Source organism: Vibrio sp. 11986-1-5 (assembly GCF_963878025.1).
In the GTDB taxonomy this organism is placed as follows: Bacteria; Pseudomonadota; Gammaproteobacteria; order Enterobacterales; family Vibrionaceae; genus Vibrio; species Vibrio injensis.
In genome coordinates, this window is the sequence record NZ_CAWNVW010000011.1 from 566,620 (window position 1) to 590,419 (window position 23,800).

At 42.7% G+C, this 23,800-nt stretch carries 22 protein-coding genes, 2 tRNA genes and 1 pseudogene; 12 read left to right on the plus strand and 13 right to left on the minus strand.

Annotation, left to right across the window (positions count from 1 at the left end):
- Positions 1-13 precede the first annotated feature (13 nt).
- The 5 genes from btuC to AACS00_RS05565 all read left to right on the plus strand — a co-directional run bounded on the left by btuC (position 14) and on the right by AACS00_RS05565 (position 7,079).
- A complete protein-coding gene (gene btuC, locus AACS00_RS05545) occupies positions 14-1,009 on the plus strand; it encodes a vitamin B12 ABC transporter permease BtuC (protein WP_110166747.1) in 996 nt (331 codons plus the stop codon).
- Entirely contained in the window at positions 996-1,751 is a 756-nt protein-coding gene (gene btuD / locus AACS00_RS05550) for a vitamin B12 ABC transporter ATP-binding protein BtuD (protein WP_110166748.1), read from the plus strand. The genes btuC and btuD overlap by 14 nt, the downstream gene beginning before the upstream one ends.
- A gap of 365 nt (positions 1,752-2,116) precedes the next feature.
- Positions 2,117-2,839, plus strand: a complete 723-nt coding sequence (locus AACS00_RS05555) for a TetR/AcrR family transcriptional regulator (protein WP_110166749.1) — start codon at positions 2,117-2,119, stop codon at positions 2,837-2,839.
- Positions 2,840-2,877: 38 nt separating this feature from the next.
- Positions 2,878-3,996 carry an efflux RND transporter periplasmic adaptor subunit gene (locus tag AACS00_RS05560; RefSeq protein WP_110166750.1) on the plus strand — a complete coding sequence of 373 codons (1,119 nt, stop codon included), beginning with the start codon at positions 2,878-2,880 and terminating at the stop codon, positions 3,994-3,996.
- 8 nt (positions 3,997-4,004) lie between these two features.
- Positions 4,005-7,079: an efflux RND transporter permease subunit gene (locus AACS00_RS05565; protein WP_110166751.1), complete on the plus strand. Its 3,075-nt coding sequence runs from the start codon at positions 4,005-4,007 to the stop codon at positions 7,077-7,079.
- Between the two features lie 101 nt (positions 7,080-7,180).
- On the opposite strand, the gene AACS00_RS05570 is transcribed toward AACS00_RS05565, so the two are convergent.
- The 4 genes from AACS00_RS05570 to AACS00_RS05585 form a co-directional block, all read right to left on the minus strand.
- Positions 7,181-7,759, minus strand: coding sequence for a nucleoside triphosphate pyrophosphohydrolase family protein (locus AACS00_RS05570; protein WP_110166752.1), 579 nt, complete (start codon positions 7,757-7,759; stop codon positions 7,181-7,183).
- A 231-nt stretch (positions 7,760-7,990) separates the two neighbouring features.
- Entirely contained in the window at positions 7,991-8,341 is a 351-nt protein-coding gene (locus AACS00_RS05575; protein ID WP_004395137.1) for a DUF2750 domain-containing protein, read from the minus strand.
- 116 nt (positions 8,342-8,457) lie between these two features.
- The gene (locus tag AACS00_RS05580; RefSeq protein ID WP_110166753.1) at positions 8,458-9,018 is read right to left on the minus strand and encodes a DUF1415 domain-containing protein; all 561 of its coding nucleotides are present in this window, start codon (positions 9,016-9,018) and stop codon (positions 8,458-8,460) included.
- A gap of 214 nt (positions 9,019-9,232) precedes the next feature.
- Complete coding sequence (locus AACS00_RS05585; RefSeq protein WP_110166754.1) at positions 9,233-10,429, minus strand: MFS transporter; 1,197 nt, start codon at positions 10,427-10,429, stop codon at positions 9,233-9,235.
- Positions 10,430-10,544: 115 nt separating this feature from the next.
- On the opposite strand from AACS00_RS05585, the gene AACS00_RS05590 reads away from it, so the two are divergent.
- A complete protein-coding gene (locus tag AACS00_RS05590) occupies positions 10,545-11,414 on the plus strand; it encodes a LysR family transcriptional regulator (RefSeq protein WP_072669527.1) in 870 nt (289 codons plus the stop codon).
- A 10-nt stretch (positions 11,415-11,424) separates the two neighbouring features.
- On the opposite strand, the gene AACS00_RS05595 is transcribed toward AACS00_RS05590, so the two are convergent.
- Entirely contained in the window at positions 11,425-11,658 is a 234-nt protein-coding gene (locus tag AACS00_RS05595) for a glutaredoxin family protein (protein ID WP_072669526.1), read from the minus strand.
- A 145-nt stretch (positions 11,659-11,803) separates the two neighbouring features.
- On the opposite strand from AACS00_RS05595, the gene AACS00_RS05600 reads away from it, so the two are divergent.
- The gene (locus AACS00_RS05600; RefSeq protein WP_072669525.1) at positions 11,804-12,310 is read left to right on the plus strand and encodes a M48 metallopeptidase family protein; all 507 of its coding nucleotides are present in this window, start codon (positions 11,804-11,806) and stop codon (positions 12,308-12,310) included.
- Between the two features lie 125 nt (positions 12,311-12,435).
- Complete coding sequence (locus tag AACS00_RS05605; protein ID WP_072669524.1) at positions 12,436-12,660, plus strand: hypothetical protein; 225 nt, start codon at positions 12,436-12,438, stop codon at positions 12,658-12,660.
- Here the strand turns inward: AACS00_RS05605 and pilW are convergent, their stop codons facing one another.
- The 7 genes and pseudogenes from pilW to AACS00_RS05640 all read right to left on the minus strand — a co-directional run bounded on the left by pilW (position 12,661) and on the right by AACS00_RS05640 (position 19,902).
- Entirely contained in the window at positions 12,661-13,383 is a 723-nt protein-coding gene (gene pilW / locus AACS00_RS05610) for a type IV pilus biogenesis/stability protein PilW (protein ID WP_072669523.1), read from the minus strand. It abuts the gene before it with no gap.
- A gap of 262 nt (positions 13,384-13,645) precedes the next feature.
- Positions 13,646-14,587 (minus strand): homoserine O-acetyltransferase MetA, encoded by a 942-nt coding sequence (gene metA / locus AACS00_RS05615; RefSeq protein ID WP_072669522.1) that lies wholly within the window; start codon positions 14,585-14,587, stop codon positions 13,646-13,648.
- A gap of 301 nt (positions 14,588-14,888) precedes the next feature.
- Positions 14,889-16,037 (minus strand): ABC transporter permease, encoded by a 1,149-nt coding sequence (locus tag AACS00_RS05620; RefSeq protein WP_072669521.1) that lies wholly within the window; start codon positions 16,035-16,037, stop codon positions 14,889-14,891.
- Positions 16,024-17,187, minus strand: a complete 1,164-nt coding sequence (locus AACS00_RS05625) for an ABC transporter permease (protein ID WP_072670045.1) — start codon at positions 17,185-17,187, stop codon at positions 16,024-16,026. Before AACS00_RS05625 ends, AACS00_RS05620 begins: the two co-directional genes overlap by 14 nt.
- A 4-nt stretch (positions 17,188-17,191) precedes the next feature.
- A complete protein-coding gene (locus AACS00_RS05630) occupies positions 17,192-18,166 on the minus strand; it encodes an HlyD family secretion protein (protein ID WP_072669520.1) in 975 nt (324 codons plus the stop codon).
- Positions 18,163-19,482: pseudogene (locus tag AACS00_RS05635) on the minus strand (TolC family protein); the annotation flags it as partial. The gene AACS00_RS05630 and the pseudogene AACS00_RS05635, both read right to left, overlap by 4 nt.
- 186 nt (positions 19,483-19,668) lie before the next feature.
- Positions 19,669-19,902, minus strand: a complete 234-nt coding sequence (locus AACS00_RS05640; RefSeq protein WP_040904267.1) for a hypothetical protein — start codon at positions 19,900-19,902, stop codon at positions 19,669-19,671.
- Positions 19,903-20,370: 468 nt separating this feature from the next.
- Here AACS00_RS05640 and AACS00_RS05645 point away from each other — a divergent pair, with 468 nt between their 5' ends.
- Positions 20,371-21,342 carry a chemotaxis protein gene (locus tag AACS00_RS05645; RefSeq protein ID WP_072670044.1) on the plus strand — a complete coding sequence of 324 codons (972 nt, stop codon included), beginning with the start codon at positions 20,371-20,373 and terminating at the stop codon, positions 21,340-21,342.
- 55 nt (positions 21,343-21,397) lie between these two features.
- A complete protein-coding gene (locus tag AACS00_RS05650) occupies positions 21,398-22,093 on the plus strand; it encodes a DUF2726 domain-containing protein (RefSeq protein WP_072669518.1) in 696 nt (231 codons plus the stop codon).
- On the opposite strand, the gene AACS00_RS05655 is transcribed toward AACS00_RS05650, so the two are convergent.
- A complete protein-coding gene (locus AACS00_RS05655) occupies positions 22,085-23,146 on the minus strand; it encodes a GGDEF domain-containing protein (RefSeq protein ID WP_110166756.1) in 1,062 nt (353 codons plus the stop codon). The two genes, AACS00_RS05650 and AACS00_RS05655, sit on opposite strands and share 9 nt — an antisense overlap.
- Before the next feature lie 335 nt (positions 23,147-23,481).
- On the opposite strand from AACS00_RS05655, the gene AACS00_RS05660 reads away from it, so the two are divergent.
- Both AACS00_RS05660 and AACS00_RS05665 read left to right on the plus strand, forming a co-directional pair.
- Positions 23,482-23,558 (plus strand) — tRNA-Val (locus tag AACS00_RS05660).
- Positions 23,559-23,578: 20 nt separating this feature from the next.
- Positions 23,579-23,655: transfer RNA gene (locus tag AACS00_RS05665), tRNA-Val, on the plus strand.
- Positions 23,656-23,800 lie beyond the last annotated feature (145 nt).

Sequence of the window (23,800 nt, forward strand, 5' to 3'; positions counted from 1 at the left end):
TACTGCTAGGCTCATGGACTTTAACCACTTAATTGCTAATAAACAGCGCCGCTGGCGATGGGTTATTGGTAGTTTTACTTGTTTATTATTGATGTTAAGTGCGACCTATTTAATGGTCGGTGAGCGTTTTATTGGCCCCGGCTCAGACTGGACTGTTCTTGAACAACAATTAGTTTTAGAGTTGCGTTTACCTCGATTACTGGCGGCTATCGTTATCGGTAGTGCGTTGGCATTATCCGGAGCCACTCTACAAGTGCTATTAGGCAATGCATTAGCCGAGCCGGGAGTGTTGGGGATTTCAGGTGGTGCGAGTGTGGCGATGGTGATCGTTTTATTCTTTTTCCCCGCTCTTGCCGTACCATCGGTGTTCATGTTCGCAGCCGTAATAGGGGCATTAGTTTTTACTTTTCTTTTGGTGTTGATTGCCAAGCTGACCAATTTAACGACGACGCGTCTTTTGTTGGTTGGGGTTGCTTTAGGTATTTTGTCAGGTTCTGTCGTTACATGGGCTTTTTATTTTAGTGATAACCTAAGCTTAAGGCAGTTAATGTATTGGCTGATGGGCAGTTTAAGTGGTGTCAGTTGGTATCAACATGCTCTGTCTCTTTTTGCGTTCCCGGTGATTGTCTGGTTACTGTTTCAAGCACGAGCTCTCGATCAGTTGATGCTTGGTGAAACTCATGCCAAACAACTTGGATTAGACATCATAGCCATTCGTTGGAAATTGATTGTTGCTGTCTCTTTATTAGTCGGTGTCAGTGTTGCTTTGGCTGGCATTATCGGCTTCATCGGTTTGGTTATCCCACATTTGTTGCGTCTTTTATTGGGGAGTGAGCATCGTATGCTGTTACCCGCTTGCGCGGTGTGCGGTGCTCTTCTGTTGGTGGCGGCAGATATGCTGGCTCGACTTTCTCTTGCCTCTGCAGAATTGCCTGTCGGTGTAGTGACAACAACGATCGGAGCGCCAATCTTTATTTGGATGCTGGTAAGAAGTCATGATAGACGTTAGTCATTTACAGGTTGGGCAACGCTTGCTACCGCTCTCTTTTCAATCCGTCGCTGGAGAGGTACTGCATGTTATTGGTCCTAATGGGAGTGGTAAAAGTACTTTATTGGCGGCGATAGCGGGGATCATTGCTAGCCAAGGTTTGGTGCAGTTAGATGGTGTTGATTTGTTATCACGATCATTACCCGCACAAGCTCAGGTTCGCGCTTACTTATCGCAAAGCGATAAACCAGCTTTTCATCTAGATGTATTTCAATATTTAGCGTTATCACTTCCGCAAGGGATCCGTTATCAGGATCCTAGGGTCAGTGAAGTGTTGCAAGAATTGGTCTCGCTGCTTAGTCTACAAAATAAGCTCTATTGTTCCATCCATAATTTATCTGGTGGCGAGTGGCAGAGAGTACGTTTAGCGGGTAGCTGCCTGCAAATTTGGCCGACGTTAAATCCATTTGGTCGATTACTGCTCCTCGATGAACCTGCTGCTCCGTTAGATATTGCGCAAGAGCGACTGCTGTATGACCTCATCCAGCGTATTGCTGGCGATGGGATCACGGTCATCATGGCTAATCACGATTTGAACCGTTCGCTACGTTATGCTGATAAAGTATTACTGTTAGATAATGGGGTGATGCATTCATTAGGTGAACCTCGACAAGTGTTAACCGCCGAGCGTATCCGACAAGTCTTTCATACTGCTGTTCAACAAGTGGAGATTGCCGGGCAGCCTTATTTAGTCTTTGATTGATGGTGGTGCATCAAGCACCATCGTGGTTCAATAATGATTAGCCTTTGGCAATGGCGTTTTATAAAAATCCTTTATAAACAATAAGATGGTTGATTGTAAAAACTTGGCATGCCAATCGCATTAAAAGTATTGATACATTCTCGTTCTTGTTAGGCTGTTATAGTCTTTAGCCACCTTGCTCTTAAGGTGGCTTTTTTTATTTTTGCCCATTCGCGATGGCCTTATCGATATCGAGTTATTGAATATCCGTATTTATGCTTTGGTTCACATTTTGATACAAATTGTGAACTAAGTGTGAACAATGAAAATTGATCGCTTTTTGAATCACGTTCATAATCTGTTTCCCATTCAAGTATGGTTTGATTATGACAACATCAGAAAGAAAGCTTCGTGAGCGGCAAGAAAGGGAACAACTGTTCTTATTAACCGCTTGCGACATGATTGAGCAAGATGGATTCTTGAATTTACATATGGCGAAGTTGGCCAAGCAGTGTCAATACGCGACGGGGACGCTCTATCAACATTTTTCAAGCCGAGAAGATTTATTGGCCGCTATCGTTGGCTTAAAAGCAGCGGATAGAACCGAACGTTTTGAGTGTATTGCTCAATTAGACGTTAATGGGCGCGATAAAATGTTAGCTTTAGCGATTGCAGACCGTTGGTTCCAACAGCGCTATCCTCAGCATACTAAATTAGAACAATACGTTTTTACCGAAGCGGTGTGGGAAAATGTCTCTGTTACCCATAAACAGAAAATTTTCCAATCCTGTAAACCTATTGGCGATATCGTCAGTAGAATAACCCAAGATGCGCTTGATTGTGGTGAATTACCTGATTATGGCTATCACGCTATGGATCTCTCTTTAGCGCCTTGGGCACAGTGCCAAGGTCATCATGCTTTAGTCAACGCTGATGGTTTACTGGAAGCATTGGCGGTGTCGCCTAATTCGATGCAGCTTTATCGCAACATTACTATGTTACTCAATGGGATGGAGTGGCAGCCTTTATTGTCACTGGAGGATAGCGTTATTTTACAAAAAGTAACGGCATTAAAGATCGAACTAGAAAAGCATCCAGCTTTTCACTAACCCTTTTTATTTTTAGGATCAACCAGCAAGGAGTTTTCATGTTAAAACGCATGATCCTGATGTTAATCGTCAGTACGCTGATTTTTGGTGGCATTTTTGCCTACAAAGCGGTCGGCAACCATTTTATGAATCAATTTTTCGATAACATGCCGATTCCACCGGTAACCGTGACGGCTAGCGAAGTCACCACCGATGAATGGCAGCCCTTTGTCAGTGCAATTGGTAGCTTTGTCGCCGTTAATAGTACCGATTTAACCACTGAAGCGAGTGGTATCATCAACGGTATCCATTTTGCTAACGGTAGCAATATCAAAAAAGGGACACTACTTGTCACTTTGGATGATTCGGTCGATAGAGCAGAGCTGAAAAGATTACAAGCGGTGGAAGAGTTAGCCAATATTGAGTTAACGCGTTATCAGCGCCTATTCCGCGAGAAGAATGTCTCTGAGTCAGAGCTGCGTCGTAGCGAAAGTGAAGCAAAGCAAGCGTCTGCCGCTGTAGAAAGCCAACGAGCTCGGATCGCGCAAAAGACCATTCGTGCGCCTTTTGATGGTATTGCTGGGTTGCGTCAAGTCAGCTTAGGTCAGCTACTTTCTCCGGGTAGTGTCGTTGTCTCGTTGCAATCATTTGCTCCAATTTATCTCAACTTCACTTTACCAGAGCAGCAACTGGCTAATATTCGCTTGGGAGAAAGTGTGCAGGTCAATGTTGATTCCGTTGCTGGTCGAGTGTTTAGCGGAAAAATTACAGCGATAGCGCCTTCGGTACGTGAAGCGAGCCGAAGTATTGAAGTGCAAGCCACTCTGGATAACCAAGATCTCGCATTGCGTCCGGGGATGTTTGCTCGCGTACAGTTGGATACGGGTAAACCTCGTTCAGTCAGCTTAATTCCACAAACCGCGATTCAGTTTAACCCTTATGGTAACTCGGTGTTTGTGATTGAAGAGCAAGACGACAAGCTGGTCGTACAGCAACGCTTTGTGCAAACGGGTGAACGCCGCGGTGATCTGATTGCGGTAGAGCAGGGCTTAGAGGTTGGTGATCGAATTGTGACTTCAGGTTTGCTTAAGCTGCGTAATGGGTCACAAATCATAATCAGTGACAATCCGCGTGTTCAACCGAGTGCGGAAGTGAACCCATCACCCGCGAATCAGTAGGAGTATTCATGCGTTTTACTGATGTTTTTATTAAAAAACCGATCTTAGCATCGGTGGTGAGCTTATTCATTATCTTACTTGGTTTACGAGCCATTATGGATATGAATGTTCGCCAATTCCCTGAGATCCAAAATGCGGTGATCAGTGTCAGTACCACTTATGTCGGAGCTGATGCGGATCTTATCCAAGGTTTTATCACTACACCATTAGAGCGGGAAATTGCCGCAGCAGAAGGGATTGATTATTTAGTCTCTACCTCGGTTGCGGGTAACAGTACTATCGAAGCGTATCTACGCCTCGATTACGATCCTAACCAAGCGTTGACGCAAATTGCTGCTCAGGTGAACAAAGTTCGCTCAGAGTTACCGGAAAATGCTCGTGAGCCGGTGGTGACCTTAAAAGTCGGCGAAAGTGTCGCGGCGATGTATTTGGCATTCTACTCAGAAGTCTTGGGTGATAACCAAATTACCGATTACCTAGTTCGAGTCGTTGAGCCTCAGTTATCGACCATTCCTGGTGTGCAACGAGCGGAAATTCTTGGTGCGCGTACGTTTGCAATGCGAGTCTGGTTAGATTCAGTCAAAATGGCCGCGTATGGTTTAACGGGGAGCGATGTAGCGACGGCGTTACGCAGTAACAACGTATTAGCGGCGTTAGGTCGTACTAAAGGGCAAATGGTCGCGATTGATTTAACGGCGGCGACTGATTTACGCGATGTTGAAGCGTTTAAACAACTGGTGATCAGTAGTGATGGTCAAAGTGTTGTGCGTTTAGCGGATGTGGCAGACGTTGAATTAGGCGCAGAAAGTTATGAGAGCTCGGTGAGCTTTAATGGCTTAGCTGCGACCTTTATTGGTATCGAAGTCTCTCCGGATGCTAACGCCTTGGATGTGATCGCGGATGTTCGTCAAGTGTGGGATCAAGATGTTATCCCCCAGCTGCCTCAAGGACTTTCTGCGTACATCGCTTATGACTCGACTGAATATATCGAAAATGCGATTGATGAAGTGGTAATGTCGATTATTTTGGCGTTGGCAATCGTTGTTTTCGTTATTTATGCGTTTTTAGGTTCATTTCGCTCGGTTATCATCCCAGCGGTGGCGATTCCAGTATCGTTGATTGGTACTTTTTTCTTGATGTGGTTGTTAGGTTTCTCCATCAACTTACTGACGCTACTGGCGATGGTACTGGCGATCGGTGTTGTGGTCGATGATGCGATCATCATGCTCGAGAACATTCACCGTCATATTGAAGAAGGCAAAAGTCGCATTGATGCGGCGATCCAAGGGGCTCGTGAGCTTGCATGGCCAATCATTACCATGTCAACGACCTTGGTTGCAGTTTTTCTGCCGATCGGTTTTGTTGGTGGTTTGACGGGCGTATTATTCGTTGAATTTGCCTTTACTCTTGCAGCATCGGTTATTCTATCGGGTATTGTTGCGTTAACGTTATCGCCAGTGATGTGTGCTTATATTCTTAAACCACACAGCAGCGATAACAAAAAAGAGAAATCGCTTGAGCAGTGGTTAGATAAGCAGTTTGACCGATTACATCATTCGTACCAACGTACTCTGCACAGCTTACTGGATAGTAAGAGTGTCGTGTTAACCTTTGGTGCGATTGTACTGGTTTCTTGTTACTTCTTATTTGTCACTAGCCCTTCAGAGTTAGAGCCACCAGAAGACCAAGGTTTTGTGTTCTCGATCTTGGAAAGTGACAGTTATCACACACTGGATGCATTGACACAAAGTACTCGAGAGCTCGATAGATTGGTTGATGATGTGGAAGAAATTGAGAACGTCTTCATCATTAATGGGTTGGGTGGAACCAACACGGCCATTGCTGGGATCGTGTTAGCGCCTTGGGAACGCCGTGATAGGCTCACTCATGATGTGCTAGCTAAAGACATTCAGCCTTTTCTTGCTCAGCAACCCGCGCTTAATAGTTTTGCTTTAGTGCCACCGTCCTTACCCTCTCCAGGTGGAGGCACGCCAGTTGAATTTATTATCGGCTCAACTCAACCTTTTGAAGCACTGCAAGAGGTGGTACAAGAGATTTTAGGCCGAGCGATGGCGAGTGGACGTTTTATCTTTGTTGACAGCGATTTAAAAATTAACCGTCCTCGACAAATCGTCGAAGTGGACCGTGAAAAAGCGGCGCTTATGGGCGTGTCGATGCAGCAAATTGCCGCTGACTTAGGCAGCTTATTATCGGGCGCTGAAACCGGACGCTTTTCACTGGATAACCGCTCTTATCGCGTTATTCCACAGGTTGAGCGCAGTGAGCGTCTAAATCCAGACCAGTTGACTAACTACTACACTCGCAATAAACAAGGGGAGTTAGTACCACTGTCTGCCTTAGTGACACTGAGTGAATCTGTTCAGCCACAAGCACTACGTGGATTCCAACAACTTAATGCGGTGAAAATTTCTGGTGTGCCACGTCCGGGTGTTCCATTGGGTGAAGCATTAGCCGTACTGGATAATATTGCGGCAGAAGTGATGCCTGCTGGGTTTAGCGTCGATTATTCCGGACAATCTCGTCAATATAAGAGTGAAGGGCAGCAACTGGTTGTGACGTTCTTCTTTGCCTTGATTGTGATTTTCTTGATCCTTGCCGCTCAGTTTGAGTCATTTAAGAACGCGATCATTATCATGGTTACCGTACCGATGAGTGTCTGTGGCGCATTGATTTTCACCAGCCTCGGCTTTACGAGTATCAACATTTATACCCAAGTGGGTTTGTTGACGCTGGTCGGGTTGATCGCTAAACACGGTATCTTGATTGTGGAATTTGCCAACCAATTACAAATGGATGGTAAGAGTAAGCGCGATGCGATTGAAGAAGCCACCGCGATTCGTCTACGACCTATTTTAATGACGACAGCGGCAACCGTATTGGCGATGATTCCGCTGTTAATTGCGACTGGTGCCGGTGCAGGTTCTCGTTATGCAATGGGCTTAGTGATTGCCAGTGGTATGTCAATTGGTACGTTATTTACTTTGTTCGTTGTACCGGCTATGTATTTACTGTTAGCCAAAGATTTACATCAAGGGAAAGTTGAGTCAGAAGCTTCTGCATAAAGCGCTCGTGCTTAATAAAGCGTAATAAAATGGCCGTCTCTTCAACGAGACGGCCATTTTTTATCTTAGGTAAGCCAGACGACAGAGCGATTAAAGCTGTTTTAGGATTGAGTGAGTGCGGCTAGGTTCGCCGGACGATAATATACCGATTTCAGCACCTTACCTTGACGGATAGTTTTGCCTTCCATCATTACATCATGGGCACACTTGGCGATGATATAGTCGCCTTTTTGTACCGCCGTCAGCGAGATATTTTGTTTGGCATAAAACGCTTCAGTATCGGCGAACTCTTGCTCGTTACGACAAACTTTACTCATATTTGACGCATGTACTTCATCCCAGCAGGGTAGAAAATCAATGCCACGATTAACGGCAACATTTAGTAGCAAATCAATAAGATAACTGATTGTTAGATTGTCGGTAATCTGATTATGACCTAAATGAACCAGACGTCCCATTAACACATAGACACTATCAACTATTGCATCAGCTTGCTCAGTTTTACTGTCGGCTTCCGCTAGCTCCGTCAGCTCTTCAATAATTAGCGACGTATGCAGGGTATCGGCTTGGCTATCTAAGCTCGATGGATCCGCGACAGGGAGATCAAACGTATGGCGAAATTCGCTAATATCACGATAGAGGTGTTGATAGATATCGTCAGTCAGCTTAGATAAATGCATGGTCTAGTCCGTGGTTGAAATAGTTAAAAGAGTTTACAGGTAAGGCTTTAGTGACAGCCATTTATCGGCCACTTACAGTAATAATACCGTGGTGATCGTTGCTTCTCTCAAAGAACGTTATAACTAGAATAATGGATTATTGTTCAGGAGAGGGGGTATTGATTACTGAGCTCTTACCGCTTAAGGAGACAGACAAGACGCGCTCTGCGTCTTGTCTGTGATTCACTGAGATTATAGATACAGCTTAGCCAGTTCCGATGATTCCATCTCTTTACCGTCTAGCGTTGCATTCCAGTTCGGTCCAATTAGCACACCATCTTCAGCTAAAGTGATTAACCAATCTTCGACAAAGATATCTAAAGGGATCTCAAGCACTTCAAAATCAGACCACTCTTCAACGTTATGCAGTTGAGCATCTTCTTTTGAAGACCAAAAAGGCATCACTTCACTATCTTCAAACTCAGTCGATTCACAAGAAAGCCAACCTTCTTCATTACGTAGTCCCCATACTAATTTGTTTTCTTGGGACTCTTTGATGAAAAGATCTAGGTTCGCTTGAATGTCTGCGGTTAATTTGCTCATTTTATTCTCTCACTAAGAATGATGCTGCTAGGGTAGCATTTTCAAGGCATAAATCCCATTAAGATTTCGATAATATCCACTGCGAACAAAGAGTCATCCGGCTTTTTTACTCGCTTTTATTGATTAAACAAATAAGGGAAAAGCGCTTTACGTTCCTCGGCAGAGAGCTGACTAACGCGTTGGATATTTATCTCAGGGATTGCTTCTGGGTTTGGATAATGTTTGAGTACTTTTTCCATGCTCTGCTCCCGAATTAAATGAAAAATAGGGTAGGGTGAGCGATTAGTTAAATTCTCATCATATTCTGGACAGGTTCCAGCAAAGCAATACTGGGGGTGAAAAGTCGCGACTTGGAAAATGCCTTCCCAATCTTGCTGACGTATCAAGGCTTCAACCCAATCGATAAAAAAATTGTAGTCCATAAAATCATCTAACATATTCGGGACTACCACTAAGGTTGTTTCTAGCTCTTGTGCTTCTTTCGTATCCAGTTCAAGCAATTGATCAAGGATGTCTTGTAGTAGTTCTTCTTCACGGCTCGCTTGACTAACGAAAATTTTAATCTGCTGATTGCGTTGAGGTTTTGCAGCAAACGGACATAAGTTTAAGCCAATCACGACTTCATTGAGCCATTGATTGACATGTTCGGTAATCGTCGAGGGACTAAGTGTTGACATAATGATTAAGCACAGTGATTAGTATACCTTTACGACTTGAAATTACAGTGGTGTTGGCGAGAGCACTTATTTCAATCACATCGTTGCTTGATGCTGATGGCAATTGATTCACTGGCCGCTTATCTATTTTTCCAAGTCGTTTGGGTATAGTGATGAATAATTGTCTGAGTAGCATAATACGACTCAGACATCGATGAGTACAGGATTGTATCGGTTACTTACTATTGATGGCCACTTTTTCTTGCTTTGGGTATAGCTGCCAGCAAAGTAAGAACAAAATCAAATAACATACTGAACCACCGAGAGTGACCATTACCCAGCCACCCTGTTGCCAACAATAGAGCAGATAAAATCCTCCTAGGCTTCCTCCTACGTAATAATGCACTAAGTACAAAGCAGTCGCGGTCGCTTTGGCTTGAAGCGCTTTTTGACTGACCCAAGCATAAGCTAAGGTGTGAGTGAAAAAAGCACCGAAACTTATTAAAAGTAAACCACACACCATGAACCATAATGATTCGACGGCGGCTAGCCACATTCCGGCCATACTGACCATCGCACCAAGAATCATTCCAGCAACAGGATGATAATAAGATACCCAGCGGCCAGTTAGTCGTGAGCTGATGGTTCCAGCGAGGTAACAGAGAAAGATTAATGAGGCAATGCCAACGGGTAGTGCATATGGTTCTGCGACTAATCGAAAGCCCATTACCGAATAGAGATTGACGAATAACGCAAAGTTGGTTCCACCGATGAGCATGGCTAGCCACAAGTGACGTTGCCTTAGATGCGAGAGCAGTGCTTGATTATGTTGTAAAAAACGCCCACGTTGTGGCGTAAAATGGCGTTGTACGGGTAAAGAAAAATAAACAATCAATGCACCCAATAAAGTAAAAATAGCCATCGCAACGACGGCCGATTGCCAGCCAAAAGCATCCGTTAACAACCCGCCAGCAATACGACCACTGATCCCACCGAGTGAATTGGCGGCAATATATCCCCCAATCGCTTTATTGAATGCTTGTGGCGATAATTCCTCAACCATATAAGCTACAGCAACAGATGCAAAAGCGGCTAACGCAATTCCCATTAAGGCTCGGCTGATGATTAAGATCCATAATTGATCGCTTAACAAGCTCAGTAAACCAAACCATGGCATCGCGAATAGCCCGAGTAGCATCACTCCGCGGCGGCCAAAAACTTCAGAACTGATCGCCCAAGGTACTAAGCTTACTGATAATGCTAACGTTGAGGCGGCAAATAGCCAGTTAATTTGAGTTTCTGACACCGCAAAGTGTTGAGCCAGATAAGGCAGCATAGGTTGGAAAAGATACAAGTTACAGAAGATCAAAAAAGATCCAAGGGCAAGAGCAAAAGTGACTCGACGATAGGCTTGGCTGTGTTGTTCAATCATAGGTTTATTGGTCAGGTTAAGTCGTTAGTAAGCTTAATGTGATCAAACTAGCAGCGTTATCTGGATTAATAAAATATATTATAAATATCGAAGCAATAACTTTAATTAATAGTCAATGGACAGTCGTCAATTACGGTATTTCCTTGCGGTGGTAGAACATGAAAATTTTACCCACGCCGCACAGCACCTGCATATCGCTCAGCCTGCATTAAGTATTGCTATTAAAAAATTTGAGCAACAGCTGGGTGTCAATTTATTTAAGCGTGGTGATCGTAAGGTAAGCTTAACGCATGAAGGTACGGTATTAGTTGACCATGCTCGGCGAATTTTGCAGCAAATCGACAATGCACAATTGGCGATGGATGAACTCAAAGGACTGGTGAAAGGGGAAGTGCGCTTAGGTGCACCAAGTATGATGGGCAGCTATTTTTTTCCACCGATAGTAATGGCGTTTAAAACCCAGTTCCCGAATTTAAAAATGACGGTCATTGATGCGGGAACTCAATCGATACGCAAAATGTTATTAGCTGGAGAGCTCGATGTTGGCGTGATTTTAAATCAAGATGTGCCTGCTGATTTAGAGACTGACCCGTTACTCTCTTCGCCGATGGTTGCTGTTGTAGGGCAGCATCATCCACTGGCCGCTCAAACGCAGATCGACTTTAAGCAATTTTTTGACCATCAATTGGTGATGTTTAAAGCGGGTTATTTCCACCGAGAGTTTATTGATAAGGTGTGTAAAACACATCAACATGATGCCAAGATTGCTTTTGAGACTAACTTACTACCGATGATTCTTAGTATTGTTAAACAAGAGCATGCGATTACCGCATTATTAAAGTTGGTTGCTGATAATGAACCAGAAGTCAGAGCAATCCCCTTCACGCCTCCCGTCTCCATTGATCTCGCTTTAGCATGGCGTAAAGAGGGCTATCTATCGAATGCTGATAGAACGTTTATTGAATTTGTAAAGCAATACGTTTAATCAGCCGTGCTTAGTCTTTTTTAGTATAGAGTCGTTCAAAATTACTGATGTTCCAACCGATTAAAAGTTGATCGCCAATTTTGAGTACAGGTAGACTTCTTGCTCCGAGGGCATCTAACTCTTTGCGGCCGCGCGCCATTTTCGCATTACACAAACGGTACGGAATGCCTTTCGTATCCAAATAACGCTGGGCATCTTTACAATGAGGACATTTGTCTTTGACATAGAGGACAACACGTTTCATTTTTAGACTCACTTTGATGCAAAAGGGCGAATTCTAACGCTGGCTGAGCCAATGCACAAGCCAGCTAGCATTGGCAATCGGCATTACTTCTTGACCAATTTAAGTTACACTGCCACGTCGAAAATCGATGCGACAGAGTGAATTTATGCATCCGGTATTAAAATATATTCAAGGTTATCCCACCTCGCTAATAGAACAAATTCAACAATTAATCACGCAAGATAAGTTGATCCCTTGGTTTGAGCAGCGTTACCCTGAGCGGCACGCTATACAGAGTGAAAAAGCGCTGTTTAATTACACACTGGCAATTAAAAATCAGTATATGAAGAAGACATCACCGCTAAGTAAAGTGGTATACGATGGTAAAATTCATCTCATTAATAATGCGCTCGGTCTACACAGTTATGTTTCTCGGGTACATGGCAACAAAATAAAAGCCAAAAACGAGATTCGTATTGCTAGTGTCTTTAAACAAGCACCAGAAGCTTTATTACGTATGCTCGTGGTGCACGAATTAGCCCATTTACGCGAAAAAGACCACAATAAAGCTTTTTATCAGCTGTGTTGTCATATGGAACCTAATTATCATCAGTTAGAGTTTGATGCTCGGTTATACATGATGGTACTAGAATTGAGATCTCAACAAGGTTAAGTCATTCTGAAAGCAAAAATTTTGAGTAAATTACGTGTATAATGACATGAGGGTCAAGAATATGGCTTATCTGCCGATAAATCAGTAAGAGGTATAAATAGCGCCTAAATCTAAGGAGGCCACAAATGGACATCGACTTCTACATGCCATGTCAACCTGAGTGGCTTTGCGTGCCTTTTATGACTGTCTTTGGTTTGCTACTTTTAGCCGGACTGGTTAAGTTTATCCGTATCGCTTATCGTGAATACAAAAAAATTGAGCGTGCTAAAGCCGTTAAAAAGCAGCGCCGTGTCAATTATCGCGATCGTAAAGGCGGTAGAGACGGTCGTCCAACCAACATCAAAAAATAGTCAGACTAGATCTGCTAACAATGTCTGATACTTGTTTTCTAACGCAGGATTACCACTGCGTTTTTCTAGTTCAATCAGTAGTTCTAGTGATGTTTTTTGATAACCATACTGTTGATGGAACTTCATTAAACGCAGTCGTGCCGGAATAAACTGACGATCATCTATTTCCAATTTAGCCAGTTGTAGGATTGAACGAACACGATTGGGATCATGATCTAACGAGCGTTCGAAGTAGTAGTACGCTTTTTGTTTATCACCCGAGGTTAAAGCGCAAAATCCCGCATTCTCATAACTGGCGGGAATCAGATAATAATAAGGCTGTTCAACGGCACGCATAAAGTACTGATCGGCTCGGCTGTATTCTCCTTGTTTACACAAAAAAGCACCGTAGTTATTGAGTACATTCCCATTTCTGGGATGCTCTCTTAATGCCGTTTGATAAAGCTGCTGAGCGGCGCTGGTCTCTCCGACTATTTCAAAGTAATGCGCCATTGATAGCTGAGCACGGTAATAGTGCGGTGCATGTTGGAGCGCTTTTTGTAGGCTTTGCCTAGCCCTTACTCGGTTACCTTGTTCAAGATAACCTAAGCCTAACGCAATTCTTGATTCTGCCATTTCAATTGGAGTACTTCGTAATTCTGCTTGTCCCTGTTCAGTCATAGTAACGCAGCCACTTAGCGACAAGACACTGATCCCTAAGCCCAATACGAATCCCCATTTCATGCCATTTCTCCATTCAGCAACGCTGTGACGTTTGTTTTGCTTGAATTTTCAGTCGTGTTACTACAGGGGTTTTCTGACATCACATCATCGATAGGATTAGCCAGAGCGATTTAGAAATCTTGGTGAAGCCCAAATACAGCTGTAAATTCAAGTTGTTGTGGCGTCTATAATAGAATGATTGGGTATTTGAAAAATGGCTAACTGACAAGGATGCGAGTCAGTTAGCAAACTCAGTTAGCCTAAGGTAAGAGGAGAGGTGGTATTAATCGTCTTTAGTGAATTTATCTTCACTAAAGTGCTCAAGATCATAAGGCGTTTGTTGATAAACACAGTAATTAAGCCAGTTGGCAAACAATAAGTGTCCATGACTTCGCCAGCTCGCACGCGGTGAATGTTCCGGATTATCATCAGGATAATAATTGAGCGGTATTGGCGGTTGCAAACCTTCTGCAAGATCTCGAATATATTCTTGGTGTAGGGTATCAGCATCATACTCGGGATGGCCAGTAACAAATACATTTCGTTTATCTTTCGTTGCCGCTAGATAAACACCCGCAATGCTTGATGTTGCAAGCAGATCGAGATCCGTATGTTGTTCTAGATAATCGGCGGCGAAATCGGCATAACGAGAATGTGGGGCGAGGAAGGTGTCATCGAATCCTCTTAGCAGAGGATGAAAAGGCTGATGAATCTCATGTTGGTAAACCCCAGAGAGTTTTTCTTCTCGGGTGCGTTTGGGAAGGTTATACAGCAGTTTTAACCCGGCTTGCGCAGCCCAACAAATGTATAGCGTTGAAGTGACATGATGTTTAGCCCAACTCATGACGCGCTGTAGATGATCCCAATAAGCGACATTTTCAAATTGAACCAATCCGAGAGGCGCGCCAGTAATGATAAGGCCATCAAAATTGCGTTGACTGACTTTATCAAATTGACGATAGAAAGCATTGAGGTGAGCTTCCGGTGTATTTTTACTCGGACGGTCATCGATGCGTAATAACTCAATATCGACTTGCAAAGGGGAATTAGACAACAGTCGTAAGAACTGTGTCTCGGTTTCAATTTTTTTGGGCATTAAGTTTAAAATTAATACTTTAAGAGGTCGAATACCTTGCGTTGATGCACGAGATTCGGACATAACAAAGATGTTTTCTTGGCGTAGCACATCGGTTGCAGGTAGTTGATCGGGGATCTTAATTGGCACGGCTTGCTCCCTAAGCTAATGGACGTCTATACTTCTAGACTTATAACCTATGCAACTTTAAAAGTCGATAGCTAAGTGGTATCTATCATGGATATTTATTTAACTTCGATAAGAGATAAGATAAAGGAAAGATATCGTGTTAATAGCGGTAACAGATGTATGTAGCAGGGGGAGTGATGGCGATAAAAGAAAGGCTTGTGCGCTGTTCAAGCAACCGGAGTCATGCTTTTGCTCTTATGATTTAATGCTAGCTCAGGATAAGAAAGCTTGTAGAATTTTCATTATCCTGAGTAGAGATTAGTTAGTCATGATGAGCGAGTTTTCCTTTGCCGGTTCGACGGTATTGCCACCACGCTAGCCAACCCCAGCCTAAGGTTTGTAACCAAAGCAGTGTCCATTGTGGCGCTATTTGCCACCATTCAGCGCCCATTTGATTCAGAGCAAGAAAACCTTGTATTCCCGGCGTACTTGGAAATAGGCTAGCCAGCCAAGTGATGGGCGGCGGAATCGCTTCTAGTGGCCAAATAAAGCCAGAAGAAAAAACTAACGGCATCGAGCTGATTAAGACAACAACGGTAACGAGCTCTCGCCTTGGTACGAGCGCGCCAAGCCATATACCGAGAAAACAAGCACTCAATAAAAAGGGCAATAAAAGTGTCAGCAATTGCCCCATATTCGCGAGGGTCGTGATACCTAAACGACTAAAACTAGCGCCAAAGTAATACATACTGAGGAGGTAATAACAGGCGACAAACAGTAGCGTTCTTATTGCAATCAATCGAAATGGAGAGACGCGCTGCCAGTAGCCTTTGCCCTGTTTTTGGGTGCCGACCATTAATCCCACCGCCATAATCAGTGTTTGATGTAATATCAGCACAAATACGCCGGGCACAACGTAATCGATATAACCCATTTTAGGATTAAAAGTGGGCTTCATATTGGACTGCAATGCAGACCAGTGTTCCATTGCGAGACCTAAAGGTTCCCCATCGACGACTAAGCGCGCCACTTTAGCTTTTGCCGACAATGTCCCTCCGGCTTGCACTAATCCTTCAACTACTGTGCCATAGACCAGAAAGTAAGCCGCGTCTCCAGCGTACGCTAACGTTGGACTTTTGCCGAGCAGCAAATCTTTATAAAAATGTTCAGGAATCACCAAAATACCGCTTACTTCGCCAGCTAAAAAAGCGGTTTTGGCATCCTCAATAGAGTGATTTCGTTGGATGATTTTTATCTGTGGGGTAGCGTCTACCATTCGCTCAAGTTGATAGCTAGTCTGGCTTTTATCTAAATTGACAACAGTAATGGGTAATTCACGAGGGGTTTGCTGGCTATACGGTAATGGATAGAGGAAAGAATAAAAAACCACTCCTCCAATCATGGTTAACATCACGACAGGATTAGTGAGTAGCGCTTTTAACTCAGCTTTAAGCAGATTAAACAGAGTCATGATTACTCCTTAGCGCAGTTTCTTTGTTTTTATGTTTATTGATAAGTGCCAGTGTGATTATCAAAGGCAATCCATAACCGAGCATTGGCGATAAATGATGGAGTGATTGTAGAGCGTTTAACCCATAATTGACCTGACTAATCTGTACTTCAATGTAATGACTGATGGGCAATAAACTTCGCCAAGCAAGAGCGACATTACTCATATCAGAGGCAGGGAAAGTGACGCCCATAAACGCAAAGCTCGGTGCGGTAAACGCGCCCGCAAAGCTCATTGCCCGAGCCGGATCCAAGGTTAAAAAATAGAAAAAACCGCCCATAATCATACACGCTAAAATGGTTGCTATCTGGGCCAGAATAATGATTGAAAAACGACCATGCATTGGCCATTGCATGACTTGATAGAACCAAATTAAAAAGCCAACTCCTTGTAGAAGGAAAATGACAAAATAGGGGGCCAGTGTTTTACTCAGGTTTCGTAAAGGTTGAGCCGCTAACCAACTTTGTAGTCCGTATTCACGATAGTTCGCAGTCAAAATCAAAATTGTCGTGACCACGATAAAAATTTGCCACAGTGCAGGCACTGCCGCAGAGACTAAAAACTGGGCATAGTGATTGTTTTTATTAAACAGTGGGGTGACTTGAGTGCGCACAGGTACTGCTTGTCCCATCGCACTGAGGAGCGTTTGCTCTCCTTTCGCTAAGGTTCGAGCACCATCCAGTTGAGCATTGAATGTCCCTTGCGCTTGAAGAACCGCTGAATTGATTAAGCGTCCAATCAAAATGTATTGGCTATTGTAAAAAGTGCTAACTTGAGGCTGCTCTCCACGATAAATGCTTTTATCAAATTGTGCAGGGATAATCACATAAGCATAAATATCACTTGATACTAATGCTTGTTTCGCCTCTGAGGCACTTTGGTAATGGTGGGTTACCGATAAGGTTGAAGTGGCATCCAGTTGACGAATCATTTGCCGCGATAACTGACTGTGTGATAAGTCGACAACACCTATCGGTAAATTATGGAGGATACCTTGGGAAAATATCCACCATAATAGAGCCGCGAGCGCAATGGGCACCCAGGTTAGGCATGAGAGTAGCCAATGATCGTGACGTAATAACTGCCACTGTGAAGGTAGATGATTTGGCATCGTCTTATAACTCAACAGCAACACTCATGCCCATTCTTAACCCATCAATAGGTTGTGTGGGGCGGGCTTCAACTTCAAAGGTTCTTAGATCAAAACCTTGTGATGAGTCCGTTGAGCGCCAAGTAGCAAAATCGCCCATTACCGCAATATGCGTTACGGTAAACTCAACGTATTGATTCAACGCAGGTAAGAAGGCTTTAAAGGTTGAACCTTGTTGAAAATGGCGCAGCAGATCTTCTCGGACATTAAATACAGCCCAAGAGTCGGCGCGATCAACAACCGTAACAACCGGAAAGCCTTGTGGTGCGAGTTCACCGGCTTGCATTAACACCTGAGACACTTCACCATCAAACCAGCTTTCGATGCGTGTATCGGCAGCATAAGCTTCAACTTCAGCCACTGCTCCTGCGGCCATACGTTCATTTTCAGAGGCGGCGAGTATGGTCTCTTTACGAGCCCCTTCTTTAGCCATTTCATACATTTGTAGAGCGGCATTTTCACTGTATCTGGCTGCGCGCCATTGAGTATTTGCTTCGTCTCGTCTTTGCTCAGCAACAACGCCTTGTTCGAAGAGATTATTCACTCGTAAATACGTTTTTTCAGCCAAATCAGCGGCAGCTTTTGCGGTTAACCATTGGTCTCTTGCCGCTTGTATTTGTTGACTACGTGAACCGGTTTCCGCTTCTTGAGCTAATGCGCCAGCTGCTCTTTGTCCCGCCATCGCTTGCTCTAACTTAGCTTCGATCTCTGGACTATGAATGGTGAAAATTAACTGCCCCTTGTTGACGAGATCGCCTTTACGAACAAAAACTTGATCAATACGTCCAGGTACTTTGGATGAGATACTGTATTGTTGAGACTCAATTTGCCCTTGGAGACGGATGGGTTGAGGCTGATAAGCTTGATAAAAGCTATAACCTATCCAAGCGACAGCGGCGACGACAGAGATTGCAATAACAGAAGATTTAACCGCTTTCATGAAGGTTCCCTTTGTGAATGGACAAGGTGATTTGGCAGCATAGTTAAAGGAACTGCCATTTGCTTATAATGAGAGAAAGTTTGCGTCTCACTCGATAGAGCTAAAAGTTTACTCAGAGAAATAAGATAGTTAAAACCAGCCACCGCTTGTTGAGTTCGAATGCTAGCTAAATAGAGTTCGGCATCGACCACGTCAAGCGATGTAGCCAAACCTTGATTAAATGCTTTTTGACGTAAGGATAAGTTTTCTTTAGCTAACCGTAAGCTCGAGTTAAGTCCTTGAGCTTCCTCTAAAGCTTGTTCAGCTTCTTTGTAGGTTTTTTCAACCAATACTGTTAAGTCTTGTTCTGCTTGTGCACGTAAAGAACGGACTTGAGAGACTAAACTGTTTGCGGCTCGTACTTGATGACTGCGCCCAGTGTTCTCTATCAGCGGAATACTTACTCCAACACCGACCATCCAATCGGGTGTGAGTTGGCTGAGAAGTGAATCATCTTCGTACAAACTGTAATGACCAAACAGATATACGTCGGGATAGTATTTACCTTTTTCAGCCTTAATAAGGCTATTAGCTTGTTTCTCTTTAGCACTCAAGAGATCTAAACCTGGGTAGGTGGCTAATGTTTGCTCAATAAAAGCAGTTAACGGGGGAAGACTTTTATTAATAAACAATTGACCACTGGGGGAGACTGGCTGAGTTTGGTTCAGAATCTGTGTCAATGCACTTTGAGCTATGTCTAATGTTTTTTCTGATTTTTTACGTTCAATAGTGGCTTTATCTAACGATGCTTCTGCCTGTAAACGTTCAACTAAGGCAATTTGTCCTTGTTGTTCAAGTTTTAATGCATTATCGCGATGTTTGGTTAGGCCCTGTTCGACAGCAATATGTGTTTGTAATACTTCTTGAGCAAGTATCACGCTAAAATAGTATTTGGCTAAATCCTCATAACGAGCTTGCACTACCATGGCAAATTGACTTTCAGCCTCTTGTTTTTGTCCTTCTGCAGCTGTTTGTGCTGCGGTGATTCGTCCACCAGTAAAGATAGGCCAGATAGCGCGAATGGATGAACTATAAGCATTTTTATCGGCTAAAGTTATACCGATTGTATTGGGGATCGGTAATTCTAAATGAGGTGTAGGAAGCGTGATATCTCGTTCAGCAATTCTAGCATAAGTTGCGCTAACGGATAGAGAAGGATAATTAAGATGACTCGTTGCGTTTTGCAAATGCTGGTAGTGTTCGACATTGGCCCGTTCGGCGGCTAATGAGTGATTGCTTTGCTGCAAAATATCCCAAGCTTGCTGAAACGAAATAGGCATGCTGTGGACAGAAGCACTACCCGCCCACGAGCACAACATCAAAGTAATGGTTTTTAGCTTCATGTTACTGTTCAGAGTTCGATTTAGAGTGATTACTCTATAGTAGCGAGTTTTTTTTCGAGAGAGTAGTATTTTGTTGTAACAAGAGACAAAGCTGATTCGTAGTAACGAACCAGCTTTGCTTTATCGATGAGGGAAATGGGGACAGAAGAAATCTGCTCGCCAAATCAACTTTTTCGTGCCTTGCATCGTAGTGAGCACATCCTTGCCTGACATTTGTGGAAAAGCGAATAATACGCGGACTTGTTCATCGTTCTCTACCGCTAGTTCGTAAGCCCGAACATGAGTGAACGTTGACAGAAGATGCTCGCTTAGCATGTCTCGTGAAAGGCATATACCTAAGGCATCTTTTTCCATAATGACTTTCCTCCTGACGATGTAAATGAGATAAGTTTATCGCTCCCTAGTCTTTTAAAATAATTGTGTGAGTAGGGAATGACTGATCATTGAGCACCTCACTGCACTTATCAGTATATAGAAGAATGTATCTGTTGAGTAAAAAACAAGCGAAATTATAGGTGATCGATGTCACATATTGATATGCAAAAGAGTTGCTATTGAGGTGCGATTTTTCCATCTTAACTGGTTAATCATTCTCACTCTGGCGCTTTTTTTACAACTATTCACCGATATTCATAGACTTGCTGGTAATGGTCTTTTTCAAGAGGGCTGGGGTGGGGCGAACAGACACTTTTTTCTTAGTAATTGGGTATAGATAACAAATTAAATAAACAATCTACGCCATTATCATTTTCTTTGAGCGACTTGCGTATATACTACAAAAAGGAACGAACTTAACGCTTTGCCGAAAAGATGTGAATGATTATGAGCAATCCAAATAATACAATTTTATTAGAAAGTGGTACTAATGAGCTGGAAATTATTGAATTCCATCTAGAAAAACTATTGCCTAGTGGCGAGACGAAAACTTGTTATTACGGAATTAACGTGGCTAAAGTCCGAGAAGTTATTCGTGTACCTGAAACCACCGATTATCCCAATGCTCAGCCTCATATGATAGGCGTATTTTCTTCTCGGGAAATTTTAACCCCTTTGGTTGACCTTGCTGGTTGGCTCGGTGTTCCCACTCGTCCCGACATCAAGAATAAATACGTTATAGTGACTGATTTTAACCGTATGACCAACGGATTTTTAATTGACAGTATTAGTCGAATTCACCGTATTTCGTGGAATGATGTTGAGTCACCGAGTCAATTTTTAGAAGCTGGTGAGCAAGACTGTGTCGTTGCCGTCGTCCGTAAAGATAAAAAGCTGATCATGATTTTAGATTTTGAGAAAATCATTGCTGATATCAACCCAGAATTAAGTATGGGTAAATACGATGTTAAAATGGATCGCTCGATTGATTTGAACCAGAAAATGGTCAGTAAGCGTAACGCGAAAACGATTATGGTGGTTGATGATTCGGCCTTCATTCGTAGCATGATTCAGGAAACATTAAGTTCAGCGGGCTATAACGTGATTGCTTGTAAAGATGGAGGAGAAGCATACGAAAAATTGATGGAGATTCAACGTGTGGCTAAAGAAGAAAATACCTCTGTTAGTGAGTTAGTTAATGCGATTGTCACCGATGTAGAAATGCCACGTATGGACGGGATGCATTTAGTCAAACGGTTACGTGAGAATGAAGCTTATAATCAAACACCGATCATCATGTTCTCATCATTGATGAGTGATGATAACCGAGCTAAAGCACTTGCTTTGGGTGCTAACGATACCATCACTAAACCTGAAATTGGTAAGATGGTTGGTTTAATGGATAGCTTTATTTTTTAATAATAGTCAATATAACGATAAGCTTTTTTTGTTAGCGTTATGAAGAATAGGTACTATGGCGAACGTCTTTATTATTGTTGCTCTTTTAGTCGGTTTTTTTCTATTCATTCAAAAATATTTAATTCGTAATGATGATAGTAAAGATTACACTTACAAAAAAAATGGGCCATTACTGAATATCGCAGAAAGTACCTTCTTTAATGCATTAACTACCGCTGTAGGTGAGCATGGTATTGTGCTTGCTAAAGTCGGCGTTAATCATGTTGTCTCACCCAAGTCATTGAAAAATAAAAAGCAGTGGTTTATTGCTCATAGTCGGATCGCTAAACATTCTTTTAGTTTTGTGGTTTGTGATGCCAGAACATTAGAACCAAGAGTTATCATTGAGCTTGATGATGGAAAACCGCTGAATAAAGGCAAAATAGAACGGCAAAAGCTGCTATTGCAGGTGTGTCAGTCAGCCAATATTCCATTAATTGGTGCCAATATTAAATACAGTTATCAAGTCGGTAAGTTACGCCGACTGCTTGCTGCACATATTGATCTGATTGAGCCGGATAAAGAGGTTCGTTTCTGCAAACGTTGTGGCAGTCCAATGGTCATCAAAACGGCTAGTCAAGGTGAGTTTAAGGGGAGACGCTTTTTTACTTGTAGTCGTTTACCTCATTGTACTTATACTGAGAACTATAATGTTGTTTTTGAAAGTGAAGAAAATGAGATGCCAATTTCTGAGATTAAACGGCTAAATTGAATCTACCTGTGAGAGTTCGATGTACTCTTGCTCTGCTGATGATTGACAAATGCAGACCTGATTACGACCATTCTTTTTCGCTTTGTATAATTCCATATCCGCTAATTTAATTAAATCATTTAAGTTATCTCCGTTGCGATACTCACAAATACCGACACTGAGCGTTAACTGGATAGCTTGTTGTTTAGAAAATGAGTAATTAGCAACAAGATTGCGTAGCCTTTCGCCGATTTGCTCTGCCTGTAACAATGAATGATCAAAGAGAGTAATACAAAACTCTTCTCCACCAATTCGAAATAAGTTTTTCTCCCCAACATGTTGAGCAAATAATCGACAAGTTTCTACTAGTACTTTATCGCCAGTATCATGGCCAAACTGATCGTTGATTTGTTTGAAGTAATCTAAATCAATAATCAATAAACAAAGCGAGGTATTTGCGCTCTTGTTTTGCTCAAAATAGTCAAAGGCAGAATGCAGCGAAAGTCGATTATGAGCTCCAGTTAATGGGTCTCGAGTGGCTAAATGAGTCAGCGTAAATTCAATTTTATGACGGTTAGACTCATAAATATGAGCAATAAACCAAAGAACGCTGTAACAAAAGCAAAAATTAATCAGTGTAGGTATGGCGTTAGGATTCGATGTGTAGGGGAGTTGAATAAATAGCAGACAGCTGATGAGCACTAAAATGATCCCTGTCACCGCTCCTCCCAGTTTTAAACCTAGAAAGACGTAAAGCACTACCGGAGCAAATAATCCCCATATATACGTTCCATGGCTAATCGGTTGTAAATAAATGGCCAAGATAATGATCGTTAAGAGTAAACACACGTAGAACTGAGCATAGCGTTCAGAGTAGTTATTCTGCTTAGTACATTGATGGATATAAAAAGAGTAGCCAGCGAACAGGACTTCAATACTCGCTAGCCCTAGTGTTTGATGGTAGACAATGTTGAAGATCGCCATGCACAGAGCAATAAAACACAAAAATAAGCTGAGCCCACGAAGCACGGATGCTCTTAATGTTTGCGAGTTATTAAACAGTTTTGCATCCATGTTTTACCGACTCAATTGCATATTCATTCCAATAGCCGTTATAGTACTCATTTGTTTTCACCAATCAACGTTATTTTTGAATCTAAATCACAAAAAGAAGAGCTAGTTCTAATTACTCGTCTTTTGGATTTTTGATGTCATTAGGTTTCTCACTTTTCCTGCTTATGACTCATTGAGTGTGAAAGAGAACTCAACAATAAATGTTATAGCAACGCTCATTTTAGGGTAAAAAAACATCAAGTTGATCACCTAAGCGTCAGTTGATTTAAAAATAGTAAAAATACGCTTGCACTGAGCAAAATCAATCGCTAATATCCACCCCGTTCTCAAGTGATGCGTCCGTAGCTCAGTTGGTTAGAGTATCGCCTTGACATGGCGGGGGTCGGTGGTTCGAGTCCACTCGGACGCACCAGTGTGAACAGATAAGAATTTGGGTCTATAGCTCAGTTGGTTAGAGTACTACCTTGACATGGTAGGGGTCGGCAGTTCGAGTCTGCCTAGACCCACCAAATTTTATGCAAAGCCCGCTGTTTAGCGGGCTTTGTTGTATCTATCCCTAAGTTTCCTTTCTTGTTCCCTCTTACTTTTTACCGTTTTCAATGCCGTCAGTGATCTAGCAATATCTGTTAATACCTATCATTAGTATTCAATAGC